General features: G+C 55.5%; 15 protein-coding genes. 4 read left to right on the top strand and 11 right to left on the bottom strand.

The features are described from left to right. Positions 1–56: 56 nt before the first annotated feature. On the bottom strand, positions 57–1,151 hold the full coding sequence (locus MKY74_RS00495; protein WP_167372893.1) for a substrate-binding domain-containing protein: 1,095 nt from the start codon (positions 1,149–1,151) through the stop codon (positions 57–59). Between the two features lie 108 nt (positions 1,152–1,259). Further along, positions 1,260–2,138: an AraC family transcriptional regulator gene (locus MKY74_RS00490; protein ID WP_076172916.1), complete on the bottom strand. Its 879-nt coding sequence runs from the start codon at positions 2,136–2,138 to the stop codon at positions 1,260–1,262. Positions 2,139–2,278: 140 nt separating this feature from the next. On the opposite strand from MKY74_RS00490, the gene MKY74_RS00485 reads away from it, so the two are divergent. Then, positions 2,279–3,250, top strand: a complete 972-nt coding sequence (locus MKY74_RS00485) for an alpha-L-fucosidase (protein ID WP_076172917.1) — start codon at positions 2,279–2,281, stop codon at positions 3,248–3,250. A gap of 24 nt (positions 3,251–3,274) precedes the next feature. Here the strand turns inward: MKY74_RS00485 and MKY74_RS00480 are convergent, their stop codons facing one another. Then, positions 3,275–4,105, bottom strand: coding sequence for a helix-turn-helix domain-containing protein (locus tag MKY74_RS00480; protein ID WP_076172918.1), 831 nt, complete (start codon positions 4,103–4,105; stop codon positions 3,275–3,277). Between the two features lie 155 nt (positions 4,106–4,260). Between MKY74_RS00480 and MKY74_RS00475 the strand changes: the two genes are divergently transcribed. Together MKY74_RS00475 and MKY74_RS00470 are read left to right on the top strand one after the other, a co-directional pair. Beyond that, positions 4,261–5,016: a sugar phosphate isomerase/epimerase family protein gene (locus tag MKY74_RS00475; protein ID WP_076172919.1), complete on the top strand. Its 756-nt coding sequence runs from the start codon at positions 4,261–4,263 to the stop codon at positions 5,014–5,016. An 18-nt stretch (positions 5,017–5,034) separates the two neighbouring features. Beyond that, the gene (locus tag MKY74_RS00470; protein WP_076172920.1) at positions 5,035–6,165 is read left to right on the top strand and encodes a Gfo/Idh/MocA family protein; all 1,131 of its coding nucleotides are present in this window, start codon (positions 5,035–5,037) and stop codon (positions 6,163–6,165) included. Positions 6,166–6,362: 197 nt separating this feature from the next. On the opposite strand, the gene MKY74_RS00465 is transcribed toward MKY74_RS00470, so the two are convergent. Further along, on the bottom strand, positions 6,363–7,889 hold the full coding sequence (locus MKY74_RS00465) for an FAD-dependent monooxygenase (RefSeq protein WP_076172921.1): 1,527 nt from the start codon (positions 7,887–7,889) through the stop codon (positions 6,363–6,365). A 324-nt stretch (positions 7,890–8,213) separates the two neighbouring features. Between MKY74_RS00465 and MKY74_RS00460 the strand changes: the two genes are divergently transcribed. Beyond that, positions 8,214–8,345 (top strand): hypothetical protein, encoded by a 132-nt coding sequence (locus MKY74_RS00460; protein WP_256993005.1) that lies wholly within the window; start codon positions 8,214–8,216, stop codon positions 8,343–8,345. 741 nt (positions 8,346–9,086) lie between these two features. Here the strand turns inward: MKY74_RS00460 and MKY74_RS00455 are convergent. The 7 genes from MKY74_RS00455 to MKY74_RS00425 form a co-directional block, all read right to left on the bottom strand. Beyond that, positions 9,087–10,160: a phage baseplate protein gene (locus tag MKY74_RS00455; protein ID WP_076172923.1), complete on the bottom strand. Its 1,074-nt coding sequence runs from the start codon at positions 10,158–10,160 to the stop codon at positions 9,087–9,089. 43 nt (positions 10,161–10,203) lie between these two features. After that, positions 10,204–10,992 (bottom strand): glycerophosphodiester phosphodiesterase family protein, encoded by a 789-nt coding sequence (locus MKY74_RS00450; RefSeq protein WP_076172924.1) that lies wholly within the window; start codon positions 10,990–10,992, stop codon positions 10,204–10,206. Between the two features lie 42 nt (positions 10,993–11,034). After that, positions 11,035–12,369, bottom strand: coding sequence for an ABC transporter substrate-binding protein (locus tag MKY74_RS00445; RefSeq protein ID WP_076172925.1), 1,335 nt, complete (start codon positions 12,367–12,369; stop codon positions 11,035–11,037). 46 nt (positions 12,370–12,415) lie between these two features. Then, on the bottom strand, positions 12,416–13,156 hold the full coding sequence (locus MKY74_RS00440; protein WP_084204006.1) for a carbohydrate ABC transporter permease: 741 nt from the start codon (positions 13,154–13,156) through the stop codon (positions 12,416–12,418). A 187-nt stretch (positions 13,157–13,343) separates the two neighbouring features. Further along, positions 13,344–14,222, bottom strand: coding sequence for a carbohydrate ABC transporter permease (locus MKY74_RS00435; RefSeq protein WP_076172926.1), 879 nt, complete (start codon positions 14,220–14,222; stop codon positions 13,344–13,346). Then, the gene (locus MKY74_RS00430) at positions 14,219–15,268 is read right to left on the bottom strand and encodes an ABC transporter ATP-binding protein (protein WP_076172927.1); all 1,050 of its coding nucleotides are present in this window, start codon (positions 15,266–15,268) and stop codon (positions 14,219–14,221) included. The genes MKY74_RS00435 and MKY74_RS00430 overlap by 4 nt, the downstream gene beginning before the upstream one ends. Positions 15,269–15,434: 166 nt before the next feature. Continuing rightward, on the bottom strand, positions 15,435–16,523 hold the full coding sequence (locus MKY74_RS00425) for an alcohol dehydrogenase catalytic domain-containing protein (protein ID WP_244169328.1): 1,089 nt from the start codon (positions 16,521–16,523) through the stop codon (positions 15,435–15,437). Positions 16,524–16,582: the final 59 nt, after the last annotated feature.

The following is a 16,582-nucleotide window of genomic DNA, read 5'->3' as shown; positions in this document are numbered from 1 at the left end:
TTATGGTTGTGCCAGGGATTAGGAAACCGCGTCTCCTGGGCGCTGCCTTCCTTCCGTTAATCCGCCGTTGCAGGCCCGGTCGAGGCCCTGGGAACGAGGCTTACGGGGACGGTCGTGATAACGGGGCGACGGTCTCCGTTCAGAATGAGGTCGGCGATCGTTTCGCCGATGACGCTGAAATTTTGGTCGATGGTGGTGATTTGCGCGCTGCCGGTCACCGCCCACTCGATATTGTCGAAGCCGGTAATGCTCATCTGCTCAGGTACCCGGATCGACAAACCGAGACAGCACATGTACACATTAAAGGCGACCTCGTCGTTCTCGCACTCGATGGCGGTGACGCCCGACCGGTAAAACCCGTTAATGATATGCTTCAGCATGTGGTAATCGGGCGTGACATTAAATTTGACGTACTCGGAGACCACTTCGAGCCCGTGGTCGTTCATGCATTTCGTAAACCCGCTGAAGCGTGCGGACAAGCTGGACATGTCACGGGGCGAGAAGCGGGAGACGTAGGCGATCCGGCGGTGCCCGTAATCGACCAGATGCCGGGTCAGCTGGTAGCTGCCCCCGAAATTGTCGCAGACTACGCTGCTTAAATAAGGAATATCATGCGGCTTATCCAGGATGATGACCTGCTTGCCCTGCTCGGTAAACTTCCTGAGCACGTCCAAATGCAGCTCGTTACCTGCCGGATACAGTATGAGGGTGTCCACGTCTTGAGCAAAGAGCCGGAGCAGCAGGCTTCTCATCTTATCCGGATCCGGCTCGCAAATATGGATCGCCAAATGAACATTGGCGCCGTCCAGCCGCGCGGTAGCCGCCTCGACAATGCGAAAGAAACCGCCCTGGTTGACGGCGAAAGGCAGGATGACCGGTATGGTCCTCCCCGGTGCCAGCCCCTTCGGAAGGGAAGTGACAGAGCTGGCCGGCTGAGCGGATAGAGGAATACGCCGCACGAAGCTCCCCACCCCGCGTTTGCGGTACAGGATGCCGGCCTGCTCCAAATCCTCGATAGCCCGCTTGGAGGTAATGCGGCTGACGCCGTACTGCTCGGACAAGCTTTTCTCCGTACAAATCGGCTTATCGTATTCGAACTGATGATTTTCAATTCTGGCGAGGATGTCGTCCTTAATCATTTGATATAACAATTTTGATGGGTCCTTCGGCATTATTATTCTCCGATTCTCGTTAACGTTCTTTGAAATGTGCACGCAAGCCTTGTGCAGCTTTCATTTAGTATATCAAACGCCAATATTTCAATCCACCCGGAACACCTGATACCGTTTCCTGTACTCGCCGGGAGTGAACGAGGTTTGGCGTTTAAACAGACGCGTAAAATAGTTGTTGTCCCGGAATCCGCATTGTTCGGCGACTTTGATCAGGGGCATCTCTGAATGCGCCAGCAGCCGCTTGGCCCGCTCCATCTGCAGATGATGCCGGTATTGAAGCGGACTCATTCCCGAATATTGTTTCAGGCAGCGCGCCAAGTAATCGAAATGGTAATGCAGATCACGCTCCATGCCGGCGGAGTCGAAGGGAGCTTCAAGGTTGTCCGCCAAATAGGCTGCGACCTGCTCTCCAATGAAAAACGAGCGGGCATGCGGGCTGCCTTTTCTCATGCTTCCCTGCAGCTCGATCAGGAACCTGCCGAATAACATGTGCAGTTCGTAGACTCCGTAGGGGGTAAGCATACCGTGCACTTTCAGCATGTCCTGCAGGATCGGCACCATCGTGCGTAAATCCACCTCGGCAAATTTGGGGATGTCCAACAGGCCCGGCTGGGCCTGGGTATCCTGATCCGACCGGTTCAGCAGCGGCTGATGCCAGTGGCTTTTCTCGGTCAGAACCGGCTGCTCCTCCGCCGGGTATTCAAAATGGATCCAATACACCTCGGTCTCGCGATCGGTCGGACGGCAGCCGCGGTGCGTTTTGCCGGGCTCCAGGACGAGCATCGTTCCTTCCCGGATATCATATGCGATCCCGTTCTCCTCCATATATAGCGTGCCCTTGGCGCAAACGATCAGGTCAAAGGCTTCGAATTGGCGCTCGGCGTGCATCACGCCCGCCTGCCACACCGTATGGCCGACCGCGGCCAGCAGCGGAAACGGCGGCACCTTGAGTTCAAGTACGAGCATATCGCTAAAGCTCCTTTTCGAAAAAACGAATGTAGAGATTGTACTATAAGAAGTCGCCATTGTCAGCTGTGTCAAGGGAGATGATCCTGTAGAGTGGTAGATATTATATGATCTAAGTGAAGTCAGGGAGGCAGTGAGTTATGGATCAACAGGCACTCATCCAAAGGCAGCAGTGGTTTGTGAATCAGCGGTTCGGGATGTTTATTCACTTCAACAGCGCAACGTTTCAGTTTGCCGATTCGGACATTATCGATTGGGAATACGATCACGAGAACGGGGATGAGCCCCGCCGGTTCCCTTTCGACCCGAAGGACTGGAATCCGGAGCAGCTGGACTGCTCGCAATGGGCGAAGGCCGCCAAATCGGCGGGGATGAGCTTTGCGGCATTGACCGCGAAGCATCATGAAGGCTTCAGCTTGTGGCCGACCGAGCATACGGAGCATTGCGTTCGCAACGCAGCGAGTCAGCGGGATGTCGTCAAGGAATACCTGGACGCGTTCCGGGCGGAAGGGATCGAGGCGGGGCTGTATTTTTCCATGCTGGACCTGCATCACCAAATCGGCCGGAGAAAATGCACGCCAGCGGATAAGCAGTTCATTAAAAACCAGCTTGAGGAGCTGCTGACGAACTACGGCGAGCTTCCATTCCTCATTATTGACGGCTGGAACGCCCATTGGGGCGGCCCTTCGTACGAGAATCTTCCGTTCGAGGAAATCGATGCATGGGTCAAGCAGCTCCAGCCCCAGTGCTTGCTGATGAACATCAGCTGCGAGACCAACCTGAATCATACGGACGTCGTGTTTTATGAAAATGCCGCAGGGCAGGAAGTGGAAGACGGCTTTGTGGGACCGGGCGCGAGCTGCAACGTGTTAACGAAAACCTGGTTCTGGAGAACGACGGATACGACCAGGGAGCTGAAAACAGTGGATTGGGCGCTGGACATGATTCAGGACTGCAACCGCCAGAACGTGACCTTTCTGTTGAACGGAGCTCCCAACCGGCAGGGACTGCTGGACGCGAACGTGCTGGAGCGCTTCCGGGAGATCGGACAGCGGTACCGGAAACCGGAAGACCTGACCGTCATTCCCGAAGGCTGGCTGACCCGGGGGTAAGCTGCTGCAAGCCCTTGAAGCGATTTAATGGAGCAGCATGGGATGACGTTTGGCCGATGGAGCGCAGCCCAGCACCTTTTTATACGCACGGAAAAAGGAAGAATAATCATGGAAGCCGACGGCGGCGGCCGCCGAACTCGCGGTATGCCCCTGAAGCATCAAGTTCTGCGCCATCACGACCCGTTTATGGATGATATAATTGCCGATGGTCGTGCCCGTCGCTCTGCGGAATATTTTGTTCAAATGATGCTTGCTGATGTAAAAGGCGGCGGATAAATCGTCGAGCGAGACCGATTCGGTGATATGGTCGTTGACGTAAGCAATAATCCGCGGGACTGAGGGTCCGGAGGAAGAGGCATCCGAGGTGCCTTTCAGCGCATAGCTGTGGATTAGAATCTGCGACAGCAGCGCCTCAAGACGCACCCGGAGCGCAAGATCGCGAATGGCGGCATCGGCGTGCCGGGCATCCATCAGCTGCTTGAAAAAAGTAAACATGACGCGGTTACCGTCATCCTTGTAATAGATCCCTGCCGGACCATCATCGGGATGGAAGGGAGATAATAAGGCGGACTGGTTTTCGGGCGGAAGAAATCCGGGCACAAAATGGAGCGATATCCTTTCATAAGGGATATCGCTTTCGATTTTTACGCCGTGGAACACGTGTGGGGCGATGAGCAGCAGGCTGTGCGGTTCCGGTACGTAGCGCTTGCCCTCGACCAGATAGCTGACGTCTCCGGCGATAAAATAGTACACCTCGTAAAAATTGTGGCAGTGCAGCGCATATTGGTCCGTCTTGCGCCGGTCGGCTGCATGGTGGAAATTCAATGAGTCGGTATGGATATTGGCGTACAGCATCCGTTCGCCTCCTCAACGATGTTGGGTTTAGTCTAACGAATGACCGCTATATTTGCAATGTTATGGCTTCGATTTACAATGGCGATTCCGGGTGCCGGGACTATAATTAAGGGGAGAATGCACTTTTGGAAATCTTGAAGGAGGGGCCATATTTCATGATTTTAGGCGCACAATTGTACACCGTCCGATCCTTTCTCCAGACAGAAAAAGATATTCGGCGAACATTGCAAAAAATTGCGGCTATGGGCTATACGTCGGTCCAGATTTCGGCCATCGGTTCCATCCGTCCCGAGACGCTTCGCGCCATTTGCGACGAGCTGTCGCTTGAAATTGCGCTGACGCATACGAGCCCGGACCGGATCCTGAACGAAACGGATCAAGTCATTGAAGAGCACCACATTCTGGGCTGCGATTACATCGGCATTGGATCGATGCCTGATAAATACCGCGGTCTCGACTGGTACGGGTATTTCGCGGAGGACTTCCGGGAAGCGGCAGGGCGGATCGCCAAGGCAGGCAAGCTGTTCATGTACCACAACCATCATTTTGAGTTCGAAAAAATCGGCGGCAAGCGCCTTATTGAGCGGCTGGTGGAGGACTTCGCGCCGGAGGAGATGGGCATTACGCTCGATACATATTGGGTACAGGCGGCCGGCGCCGACGTATGCGAATGGATTGGCAAGTTGAAGGACCGCCTTCACTGCGTGCATTTGAAGGACATGGCCGTCCAGGGAACGCAGCAGCTGATGGCCCCCGTCATGGAAGGGAACATGAATTTTCCGGCAATTTTGAAAGCGCTTGAACAAGCGAATACAAAATATCTGCTGGTTGAGCAGGACGTATGCCAGACAAGTCCGTTCGACTGCCTGCAGACGAGTTACAACAATTTGGCTTCCCTTGGCTACCGCTAAGGAGAATGGAGGGTCTTGATGTCTAAATTACGGATCGGCGTCATCGGGATGGGCAATATGGGGTCGGATCATGCCAAAAAATTAAACAAGGGTATCGTGCCGGAGGCCGAGCTGACCGCAGTGTCGGAAATGGACGGCAACCGGCTGGAGGACGCCAAAACGTATTTGCAAGGCGACATCGGCTACTTTGCAACGCCGGACGAGTTGATGGACAGCGGCCTATGTGATGCCGTGATTATTGCGACGCCGCACTACGACCATCCAAGGCTCGCCATTATGGCTTTCACCAAAGGGCTGCACGTTTTATGCGAAAAGCCGGCCGGCGTCTACACGAAGCAGGTGCGGGAAATGAACGAGAAGGCGCGGGAAAGCGGCCGCATCTTCGGCATGATGTTTAACCAGCGGACCAACCCGATGTACCGCAAAATGCATGAGCTCGTGCACAGCGGCGAGCTTGGCGCGATTAAGCGGGTGAACTGGATCATTACCGACTGGTACCGGTCGCAGGCCTATTATGATTCGGGAAGCTGGCGCGCCACCTGGGCCGGGGAAGGCGGGGGCGTGCTCATCAACCAATGCCCGCACAACATCGACCTCCTCCAATGGATTTGCGGCATGCCGGCCCAAGTTCGCGCTTTCTGTCATGAAGGCAAGTGGCATAACATCGAGGTGGAGGATGACGTCACGGCATATATGGAATTCCCGAACGGAGCCACGGGCGTATTCGTCACGACGACGGCCGACCTGCCGGGAACGAACCGTTTGGAAATTACGCTGGAAATGGGCAAGCTGGTGTGCGAAAACAATACGTTGACGCTACATAAGCTGGGTCAGAACGAGCGTGAATACTGTTTTACAACGAAGGACGGCTTTGCGAAGCCTCCCGTGGAAGTGTCCGTCATCGAGACGCAAGGTGACAACAGCCAGCATACCGGCGTCATCGCTTCGTTTGCCAAGGCCGTCCTGGACGGCACGCCGCTGATCGCTGACGGCGAGGAGGGCATCAACAGTTTAATGCTGTCCAATGCGATGCATCTGTCGAGCTGGATCGGCGACACCGTAGCGCTCCCCATCGACGAGGATCTGTTTTTAGAGGAGCTGAATAAGCGGATAGCGGCGTCGAAACACAAGGTGACTGCTGGGATCTAACGATAGAAAAGGTATGGCGAGTTGAAACCCGCGGAAGGATTGGATAATGTTTTGAGATCCGGACTGAATTCCAGCCGCCGTACCTCGCTGAGAGTTCAAGCAATATCCAAGCGACAAGCCGAATCCGCCACAGCTGCTGCAGCATGTCTCGGGTACAACCGCATCACAGCAACAAATGAAAAGAGCCGACGCCAGCGTCAGCTCTTTTCGCTTGTAAGCGGAGCGATATGAAATCGATTGAGGTATGCCTGAATCGCACCGGTATCCTGGTGAGGCTCCGCCAACGCGACGTATCCGTCCGGCCGGACCAGAAATGCCGAATCGGGATGCATGCCGGCTGCTTTCATGGATAGCGTCCACCCCATTTCATGCAAGGGGATGCCTGTCGTTTCGCTGAGCCGGCGCAGACTTTGCGAGGCCTGGCCGTACACATGCAGCTGCCAATCGACGGATTGCAGCGGTTTGAAGTTGTCCCCATGGGCGGTCTGAATCCAGGGCAGACGGTCGCCGCCGTGAACGGAGCCGGAAGCACCGCTGCTCAGCATGCTGTCCCGGTAACGGATTTGCGTTTGCGACAGCCGTTGGAAGGCCATTTTTCGTATAGGCGGGACGTCCAGAAGCAGGGGAACGATATGGGGAATGACCATGTCCTGAACCAGAGAGGTCATGATGCCTCCCCCTACGATCGATTGGAACAGCCGGTCTGTGGTGGCCACGAGCGTCCGGGCAAAAGCAATCCGCTCCGTCTCGTAGGAATCGAGAATGCCGGCCTCCGCTTTATCCAGAAGAACCGCGGCAAGCTTCCAGCCCAGATTCACGGCGTCCCCAATACCGGTATTCATGCCTTGCCCTCCGACCGGGCTGTGCACATGGGCCGCATCCCCGGCGATAAAGATTCGCCCCTTGCGGAAATGCCCGCATACCCGGTGATGGCTTTTATAAGTCGAATACCAGTTTACCTGGCCGATGTGCACTCCCGTATTTCTCTCCACATAAGGAATCAGAGGTTCCAATTCCGCGGGAACTCCCTGATTCAGGATCTTAGGCGGAATCAGTCCGATGAGCCGGACCTGTCCGCTCGTGCGGATCGGGAAGACCAGACAGAACCCTTCTTCAAAAAAGTTCATTGTCACGTTTGTCACGGGCTCTTTACTCCCCACATCGGCCACGAAAAACATCTGCTCATACGTTCCTCCGGGAAACTCCAGTCCCATCTCCTTGCGGACCGTACTATGCGCCCCATCGCACCCGCACACATAGGCATACGCTTGTTTCTCTTCGCTCCCTTGCCGGGTCGTGACGGCATGCACCGCTTCATTCCCTTCCTGAAGGGAAACGAGCCCGGTATTCCATTCCACATGGATTCCTTTGGAGTCGAGATGCTCGATGAGAAGGGCTTCATGCTCGTCCTGGGGCAGGCTGAGTACATAGGGATAGGGGCTGATTTCTTCTCCAAAATCACCAAAGTTGATGGTTCCCTTAAGCTTGCCATTCTTCATAATTTGGCCGGTATGCATAGGAATGCCGCGCTGCACAAATGAATCCGCTATGCCGAACTGCTGGTAGAACTCCAGGGTTCTGGCATGAACGACCATGGCTCTGGAGGCTTCCCCCGGTCCTGACCGTTGATCAATGATCCGAAAAGGGATTTCCTGCTTCTCCAGGGCCAGAGCCAAAACGAGACCGGTCGGACCGGCGCCGACAATCAATACCTGAGGTTGCATGATCGCTGCCTCCTTTTTTTGGAGCTTATGTGTACATTATAGTTTTTACCCTTCGAAATGCCATCAACAAAAGGGCTGGTTGTGATCAGTAAGCGGCACAAACCGGTGGAGTGTTCAGGGAGCCGGGGAATATGGTTTGGAAGCTGGGGCTGTTGAATCAGTTTATATCGAAAGAGAGAGGCATTTTCATGTGAAATGAGAGGATCCGGTGTCAGGATAAGTGAGAGAATTAGCAATTAGAAAATGGTAGATTGTGGTATAATCGAAAGGACAAAGTAACCGGTGGGAGGACGCGGCGAAGCAAACCCGAAAGGGGGTGACGCCGTGTCCATTCTTGAAGTGGCCTTAAAGCTTTTGGACGGACTGCTGAAGCTGGTCGGTATCATTACTGGCCTGAAAACTTTGGTCAGTGCCTGGAAGCAAGCGCGGCATAACAAGAAAAACCACCGGGATTAGGTTGGGAGCCTAGCAATCCGGTGGTTCTTCGGTTCTTGAACTGAATTTTCGCCGTGGTCGCCCGCCGGCCTTTGTCAAAAGTCACGATGTTACCAGCATCGTGGCTTTTTTAGTTTACGCTTGATCTATTTCAAGTATACCACAAAAAGCGGACCGCTACACGGTAAGCCTTAAGGTAACGGAGGGCATAGATAATAGCAGACAAACAACGGCTGGGAGAAACCCCTGGCTATTCTACTGAATTTCAAGACGCTCTCGATATAGGAGCAGGTACATATAAAATGGTAAATCCGAAAGAATGAAACTATTTCTAGTAACAGGGGTTTTAAATATGAACGAAAAAGTGAGTCGAGGTCTGCTGTCCTTCGTGACTATGGTTAATGATCCTAATTAGAAATGGGGTATAAAAATGACCTTAAAACGAGTGGTTGTGGCGATTAGTGTTATTGTGATCTTCTTGCTCGTTGCGTTCCTTACTTTGAAAAATTTCGGGAATCATCTAGGGGATGTTATGGAGCAAATGGGGTAAAGTGCTAGGGGCAACTGTCAAATGCATCCGCCAAGGATGGCGCGACGTATACTGATATTTCCTTCAAGCCGTAAAATATCAAACACATGAATATTTCCTTTACATTTGCTCTGGGCATAAACTTTTGAGGAATAGCCTTAGAACCTACCCAGAATACGGCTTCGTATAAAAAAGGAAGGCGGCCATACACGGCCGCCTTCCTCATTTGAACTTTAATCCTGCAGCGCCTGCTCGGGCAGGAGCCGATCAAAGGCGTAGATGCTGGCGAGCCGGTTAGGCGTAAAGGCGGACGCAAAGCCGAAGCACAGCTCGGCTTTCTGCGGGTGCCTGATGTCCGGAATCCGGATCGACATGCCCTCAGGCTCCCGGTAAGTCAGCTCCGGCGCGGTAAGGATCAGCTGCCGGTCTACGACCTCCCCGGTGCTCAGCTTCACGACAGTGATGTACGTATTGCCGGTGCCTTCGACCGAGCCGGCCGAACCGTAGGCGCTGCCCTCCAGGAGATACAGGTAACCGCCGTAGGAGGCGAAGCCCTGGAACGTGCCGAGGGAAGGCTGGAGGACGTCCACCACCGGCTCGTAGATGTGCTGCTTAACTTTCTCCAGCTCATATACGCCAAAATGGAAGGCTCCGTTCAGACGGTAACGCATCGTCAGCAGCCCGTTCGCCTGGTCGATATGGACCGTCGTCCGGTCGGCACCGGGGATCAGCCGGTACTTCTCAAGCTCCGACGACTCCGGCGTCAGGATGGCGCCGTCCTGGAAGGCGAACCGGGTCAGCTGGGTTCCCCAGCCGCTGCCCGACTCCGTCACCGAGTCGGTTTCCGTCCATAAGTAGGCCTGCGACCCGTCTGCCTCCACACCGATCTGCACGCCGTGGCCAAATCCCTTCAGGAACATGTGCCCCAGCTCGTTTCCGTTCATATCCAGCTGGGTCAGGGCCAGATCGCCGCTGCTGGAGCGGGCGGCTCCGCTCACTGGCGCGGTTTCGCCGGGTAGCTGCTGTCCGCCGGCCATGAGCTGAACGGTATAAATACGCCCGTTCGCATTATCGATGGCAAAGGACTGAAGCACGGTCCCGTTATGCAGCGGCTTCTCGCGGATCACTTCCTTCGCCTCCTGCGATAGGTCGAACATTTTGGACTTCAGCGGCGACGGCTGCGCATGAGCGCCGGAAGCGGAGAGAGGCAGGAGGGCGGCGATCAGGAAGCCTGCCGTTAATTTCATGAGTGTGCGGCGGGCCAATCCCTTCACGGCCCAACGGCTGTTAAATTTCGAATGATCCATGGACATCAATCCTCCAATCAAGGGTTGGGATGAAACCGGACATTCACGGCTGCGGCATGAAACTTGTGGGTAAGAGATCCATCTGCTCCCGAATCCGCATGGCGGGGAGCGGATTGTTCACCGTCATCAGCAGGGAACCGCAGCCAATCGCGTAGTAGACCTGCTGATCGTCATCCGGGCAGTAGCACCACGGCAGGATGCCCAGATCCTCGTATTCCTTCACCCGGGCAGGCGTCAGCAGCTTCATGCTGAGTCCCACCGCCCACATTTTCGAAATCGTCCCCTCGGGTCCAGGCACATAGTTATGCATCTGCTCACCGGGAAAGCCCTGCGTCTTAAGGCCATGTTTGTCGTGGATATGCGCCAGAACCGTGGCGTCAAAGCTGGTAAATACGCACCGGTGAAGCTCCCCGCGGGATGCCAGCTGGACAATGGCGGCGTCCGCGGTTTCCAGAGCACGTTCGTCCGGTTTGATCTCCACGTTCAGCAGGACGTCCGGATAAGGGGCGATCAACTCGCAGAATTCCTCGAAGGTCGGAACTTTAAGTCCCTCGAACACTTTGCCGAACCAGCCGCCGGCATCCAGCCGCTTCAGCTCCTCCAGCGTATAATCGCCGACCGGGCCCGATCCGTCCGTCGTCCGGTCGACGGTGGCGTCATGGATGACCACCACGACGTCGTCGCGGGTCATGCGCAGGTCCAGCTCCAGCATATCGACGCCGAGATCCAGCGCCTGTTGAAATGACAAGAGCGTATTTTCCGGATAAGCGGACTTCCAGCCGCGGTGTCCGGACACCACGATGGACTGCAGCTGCTGCAAATGCTCTAGCATAAGACAGTGTACCTCCTTGTTATTGGCGGGAATGGGGTCACGTTAATTTTTCAAGATCCGGTCCACTTCTTCCTTGTAGCTGTTCAGCGTGGCATCGACGTCCTTGTTATCGTACATGATCGCTTGGATCGCCTTGTTAAACTCCTGCTCGACCTGCGGCCACTGGACGCTCTTGTTGGTATCAACGGCATATTGGAGCTGCTCAAAAGCCACCTTCCGGTTCGGCTCCTTTTCCCACAACTGCTTGATGGCGTCCGAATCGACCATCTGCTTCGTGAAAGGAAGGTAGCCCGTATCGATAACGAACTGCTGCGCGCCTTCCGGACTGGTCATCAGCCAGTGCATGAACTCCCAGGCCGCATCCTTATGCTTGGAGGCCGCCATCATGGCCACGTTGCCGCCCCCGGTCGGAGTAGCGTACTGCTTATCCTGCGGAAGAAATGCCGTCACGTAATCGAACTTCGCACCTTGAGTCAGGCCGGAGATCGAACCGGTCGATTGGAAAAGAATCCCCACCTTGCCGCTCGTAAACATCTGGTTCGTAATGTTGCCGGAGTCCTGGCTAGGCGGATAGTAGAGGGCGCCGGCATTTTGCAGCTCCTTCAGATACTTAAAGGTCTTGGACGCTTCGGTCGTATAACCGACGGACGTGCCCTCATCGTTGAAGAACTTGCCTCCGGCCTGTGTGATCATGGCGATTGGATACCAGGTATCGTACGGCATCGTCAGCCCGTAGCGTTTCACCTCGCCGTTTTCCTTGACGACCAGCGCTTCGGCTGTTTTTTTCAATTCGTCCCAGGTTGTCGGGATGGACAAGCCCTTCTCGTCCAGCATTGACTTGTTGATGTGCATCACCGGCGTAGAGCGGTTAAACGGAAGGGAGACCAGCTTATCGTTAAAATAGGAATGCCCCATCAGCCCCTCCTCAAAATCGTCCTTGCTGAGGCCGGACTTTTCCATGTAGGGGGCCAGGTCTTCCAGAACTTCCGCGTCTGCAAACAGCTGGACGTTGGAACGCTCAAGCATCGTCACGTCCGGCGCGGTCTTGGCCGCAACGGCCTGCTGCAGCTTGGTTACCGTTTCCTGGTAGCTGCCCTGGAACGTTCCGACGACCTCGATTTTGTCCTGGGAGCTGTTGAACCGCTTGATCATGGCGTCCAGAAACTCACCGTTCTTGCCGCCGATCGAGTGCCAGAACTGGATGGTCTCCTTGCCGGAGCCGGAATTACCGGCATTGCTGGATGCCTCTCCCGAAGCGGCCTTGCTGTCCGTGCCTGCCGTTTCGCCTCCGGACCCGCTTCCGCCTCCGCTGCATCCTGCCAATAATGTCATGATCAGCGCCAGAGTCAGCGCGATGAATGGAAACTTGTTCTTCACAGAAACTCCTCCATTTTCAGGTGATTTAAATAGTAATAGCGACAGTTTATTTAATACCGGAGTATACAAAAGCCTTGACGATCTGCTTGGAAGCAAACAAATACACGATCAGGATCGGCAGGACGAGCACAACGTTGCCCGCCATGATGATATGCCAGTTGGATACGCCCTCGGATTCCCGGAGCATGGCGATCCCGATCGTCAGCGGCCGGACAGCGGTCGAGTCAGTGACGACGAGCGGCCAGAAGTAGTCGTTCCAATGGCTCACAAAGCTGAACAAGGCGACGGTGGCCAAGGCGGGAACGGCCATGGGGATCATGATCTTCTGCATGATTTTGAACTCGCTGGCATTGTCCAGCCGGGCGGACTCAATAATCTCCTGCGGGATTTGCATAAAATACTGGCGGAGCAGGAAAATCCCGAAGGCATTGGCCATGAACGGAATGATCTGGGGCAGAAGGGTGTTGTTGATGCCCCAGTCCGCCATCATCAGGTAGACGGGAATGAACGTCACCTGCCCGGGAATCATGAAGGCGAGCAGCACGATGCCGAACAGCAGGTTCCGGCCCCAGAAGCGGTATTTGGCAAATGCATACGCCGCCGGGATCATCACGATCATTTGCAGCACGATGACGGAGACGGTGATGATGACCGAGTTTTTCGCATAGGTCACGAAGGGAGCCGACCTCATGGCCTCGGCAAAGTTATGCCATTGCGGCGCGGCGGGAATCCACGTCGGCGGAAAGGCCAGCGTCTCCTCAAAGGTTTGCAGCGAAGTGGATATCATCCACAGGAACGGAAAAATAAACACGATCAGCACGGCGAGCTTGGCCACGAAGCCCAGAAGCCGTTTCAGAAGCCGGAGGGACGCATGGTCCCGGATCCGGTAACGCAGCTTCCCGCCGACTTGTTTCTTTTCCTGGATCAGCACGGGAAAAGCACCCCCTCAGGTTGTTGTCTGCCCATGGTGCGGCTCACTGGTAGTGAATCCGCTGGGCAAGGACTTTGAAGTAAACAAAGGTCAGCACCGCGATAATCGCCATCAGCACGACGCCGGTGGCCGAAGCGAAGCCGATGCTGGTCGTTCTGAACTCGTAGATGTAGTACACGAGCGTCGTCGTTGAGCCGTTGGGGCCGCCCCCGGTCATGATTTTGACCGTATCGAACACCTTGAAGGAGCCGATCGTCATGATGACGAGGATGAAAAACAACTGCGGCGAGATCAGCGGCAGCGTAATTTTCCAGAACACCTTGAATCTGCTGGCATTGTCCAGCGCAGCGGCTTCGTAGATGGTCGGGGGAATGCTCTGCAGCGCCGCCACCATAATGAGGGCGTAATAGCCGATGCTGTGCCACACCGAGACCAGGATCACGGAGATCATGGACGTGCTGGAGCTCTGCAGCCAGGGTGAATCCGGAAGTCCGAATGCCTTTAGCACATAATTGAGCAGGCCATGCCCCGGCTCCATAAGCCACATCCAGACGAGCGCGATGGAGACGATCGAAATGATATGCGGCGTGAACAGGCCGGCCTGCAGAATGGCGTTGAACCGCGACCGCTTCCGCAGCCATACGGCCACGCCGAGCGAGAGCAGCATGGTGCAGAGCACGACGCCCACCGTGTAGACGGCGGTGTTGGCCAGGGCGTGGTAGAAATCGTCCCGGGTGAAGATTTCCCGGTAGTTGTCAAGTCCGATAAACTTGCTTTTGTCCTTATTGAGCAGGTTGTATTTATACAGGCTTAATTTAATGAGGTAAAAGACCGGGTAGACCACGAACAGGAACAAGGCGATCATCGCCGGCAAAATGAGCGCGTACGGCCTGGTCGTCTCCCATACTTTGCGCCGGTTCATTGGAAACGTCCCCTTAGCGCATGAAGGTAGGTGTTATGCCGTCGGTCATCGCGGTAAATCCGCTTGTCATCCGCTCCGAAGAGAAAGAGCTTGGATTCGTCCACGGAGAGATAGATGTCCTGGTCTACGCTGAACAGGTCTTCGGTGCATTTAATCATAAAGGAATGGTCCCGGGTACGGACCTGGTAGATGGTCTCTGAGCCGAGCATTTCCCGGGTGGAGATGACGCCCTTGGCCGTAAAATGGGCATCCGCCGGCTCGGTGGACAGCAGCCCGTGCTCCGGACGAAAGCCAAAGCGGACTCCGTCCTGCCCCATGTCGCCGACGTTCATCGGAGGGACCCCGATAAACTGCGCGGCAAACAGATTATCCGGTTCGCGGTAAATTTCAGCCGGCGAAGCCTCCTGCTGAATCTCTCCCTGATTCATCAGCACGATGGTGTCGGCCATGGACATCGCTTCGACCTGATCGTGCGTGACGTAGACGAAAGTGGAGCCCAGCTTCTTGTGCAGCTCAATGAGCTCGACGCGCATCTGCACCCGGAGCTTGGCGTCTAAGTTGGACAGGGGCTCGTCCATCAGGAACACTGAAGGTTTCTTGACCATCGCCCGCGCGAGCGCCACCCGCTGCCGCTGGCCGCCCGAAAGGGTGGAGGGCTTGCGGTCAAGGTAAGGACGGAGTCCGACCGTCTCGCTGATGCTTTCCACGAGCCGTGTCCGTTCCTCCTTGGGTACTTTGTTGTTTTTCAGGCCGAATTCGATATTCTCGCGTACGGACATCGTCGGATAAATGGCGTAGTTCTGAAACACCATCGCGACGCCCCTTTGGCCCGGGGCAATGGCGGATACGTCGCTGCCGCCGATCAGAACCGACCCCGAAGTCTGGCGGTCGAGCCCGGCGATCATGCGGAGCAGGGTGGTCTTGCCGCAGCCCGAAGGACCGACCAGGACGGTGAATTTGCCGTCTTCGATCTTCAGGTTCAGACGGGGGATGATGGTGTTTTTGTCAAACGATTGGGATACATCGACCAACTCAATGGATGCCACACGGATTCCTCCTTCACCAGCGGTTGCTATGTGTTGTTTGGGTTCATCGTCCACGGCAAGCGCTTTCATATGATGAAGAACGGAGGGAGGAATGCCTGGGCATCCTCCAGCCGTTTTTACTTCAACCCGCTTGTGTGGTACACTATTGAACAAGATTTTCGCTCTCTCACCAGCGAAAATCGAGGTACATCTTTTTCCAGTCTCTGTGAGCCAGGGCAGATTCCATTGCGCCCGCAAAGTCTTCTGCCTTGCTCACCGGGATATAGTCATCCGGCACCAACTGCCGGAGCGTCTCCTGACATTCCTCCTGCTGCATCACTTCAAGCACCTTCCGAAAATCGCTATGCGAGCTGCGGCTGCTGCCGTGGATCGTAATGCCTTTCTCCAGCACATCCCGCGTATTGATAGGAACCAGATCCTCGCTGACGCCCATGGCGATCAGATGGCCTCCAGGGAGAAGTAAGTCGATCCCTTGATTGATGGCGCTTTCACTAAATCTTCCGCCTGTGCATTCCAGCACGACATCAACCTTCCAGCCGCCTTGAAAATCGTATTCCTGCACCATTTCGGTCCGGGCAAACGTGAAATGCTCCAGCTTCTCCTGGATGGCGCCGAATACCGTCAGGCGCTCCGTGCTGACACCAAAGGCATAATGGAGCATGGCGGCGGTCAGGAAGCCGACCGGGCCGTCTCCGAATACGGCGACCTGTGCGCTGTCCAGCAGATCGGCCACGGGGCGGATCGCCCGGTAGGATACGCTGCACAGTTCTGCCAGCACGGCAATGTCATCCGGAATCGAATCCGGGATCGGAATGGCGCATGCCTCCGGAATGACGAGCCGGCTCTGCGCGATACCGTCGATCGTACTCCCGAGAAACTTGCCGTTGTAGCAGTAATTCTCCGGAATGTCTCCCCGGCAGGCCGGACAGCACTCGTCGTGCTTGATGCCGTTCAGCAGATAGCCCGGAAGGTTCGGCACGATGGCGACCCGCTGTCCCGCTTGAAGCTTGGAGGAGCCGCCGACGACTTTCCCGATGCCTTCATGAAGCAGGGCCATCGGCAGCTTGCGGGCAAGGACTTCGGGTTTCCGAAGGCCTCCGAAATATCGAAGGTCGGCATGACAGATGCTGGCCAAAGTGGGCTCAATGACGACGAATCCTTCCGCGACGGTCCGATCCATCGTCATTTCTTCGACATGGTGGGGGTGGGTGAGCCGGAGCGACCGGGAGTCCACCGTTTGCGTAATCGTACTCAAATCAGGGAACACCTCCATGTGACGTTATTTGGTTTTTTTAATACTGGATTTCCTTATCA

Source organism: Paenibacillus sp. FSL R5-0378 (assembly GCF_038009285.1).
In the GTDB taxonomy this organism is placed as follows: domain Bacteria; phylum Bacillota; class Bacilli; order Paenibacillales; family Paenibacillaceae; genus Paenibacillus_AQ; species Paenibacillus_AQ favisporus.
This window is presented reverse-complemented; position numbering and strand designations above follow the sequence as displayed.